This is a genomic window from Vibrio sp. J1-1 (genome assembly GCF_021728395.1).
Taxonomy (GTDB): domain Bacteria; phylum Pseudomonadota; class Gammaproteobacteria; order Enterobacterales; family Vibrionaceae; genus Vibrio.
Genome location: NZ_JAKKCM010000052.1, coordinates 1 through 1,258, shown reverse-complemented (window position 1 = coordinate 1,258; position 1,258 = coordinate 1). Strand labels below are relative to the sequence as shown.

The 1,258-nt window shown below is 46.1% G+C and carries 1 rRNA gene; it reads right to left on the bottom strand.

Going from position 1 to position 1,258, the window contains the following annotated elements:
• Positions 1-1,258: ribosomal RNA gene (locus L3V31_RS21995) — 23S ribosomal RNA — on the bottom strand; the annotation flags it as partial.

Here is a 1,258-nt window from a genome sequence, read left to right as displayed (position 1 = left end):
GTTGTCAGAACGGGTTACACACATGTAACTCAAGCAGAGTTGGACTACAACACCAAAGATGCTGTGCCCACATGTGTTTGGGCATGCAATTGCATTCCCGTTTTACTGACTAAGTAAAGAGACAATGACAGTAGTGGTATCTCATTTTTGGCAAGCCTCCCACTTATACTGCACCCGTCATGTCTCTTCACAGAGTCGGACTAGAGTCAAGCTCAACAGGGTCTTCTTTCCCCGCTGGTTTTACCAAGCCCGTTCCCTTGGCTGTGGTTTCGCTAGATAGTAGATAGGGACAGAAGGAATCTCGTTAATCCATTCATGCGCGTCACTAATTAGATGACAAGGCATTTGGCTACCACAAGAGAGTCATAGTTACTCCCGCCGTTTACCCGCGCTTGATTGAATTTCTTCACTTTGACATTCAGAGCACTGGGCAGAATTCACATTGCGTCAGAACCGTTTAACGGCCATCGCAATGCTATGTTTTAATTAGACAGTCGGATTCCTCTGGACCGTACCAGTTCTGAGTTAGCCGTTTTTCGCTTGACGAAGACAATAGCTAGAGTAACACAGAGTGCCACAACATCGCTACGCCTGTACAGCTACAGCCATCAACACAGGACTTACGCACACTCCAAGCATTCACCTCTAATTAAAGAAGATCATTGCCCAGCTTATGCAAAAGTCCACGCGTATCCTTCTATAGCCCGTCAAACTCGGCCCTCAGAGCCAACCCTTTTTCCGAGGTTACGGATCCAAATTGCCGACTTCCCTTACCAACATTGTTCAAGCACCAGAGGCTATTAACCTTGGAGACCTGATGCGGATATGGGTACGGGCAGTTGTGAAAATTATTGCCAGTCTTGGATTTTCAAGGGCCAACAGAAGAATTCCGGACACCACCGGGTAGGTGGCGCTTTACAGAAACGGGGCCCCTTTCTCGGAACGAGTCCATTTTAGGGGTTATTGTTTCTTAACAAAGAAAAGAGACCTCTTCCCGGAATTTCCATTAGCATCTCCAAGATAGCTTGTGTTACCACGCATTACAGCCGAAGCTGTTAATTTCCACAACTTGATCAGGAATGTTAACCTGATTCCCTTTCAACCCAGAGTGAGATATTTACATATTTTTCATGTAAAATAACTTGCGTCACTTTACACCCACTCGTTTTTATTTACTGAATCACCAAGATATTTAGGACCGCCTGACCCATGGCCAAGCGGTGTTTCCATGGAACCCTTCTCCGACCTCGGTCTTCAA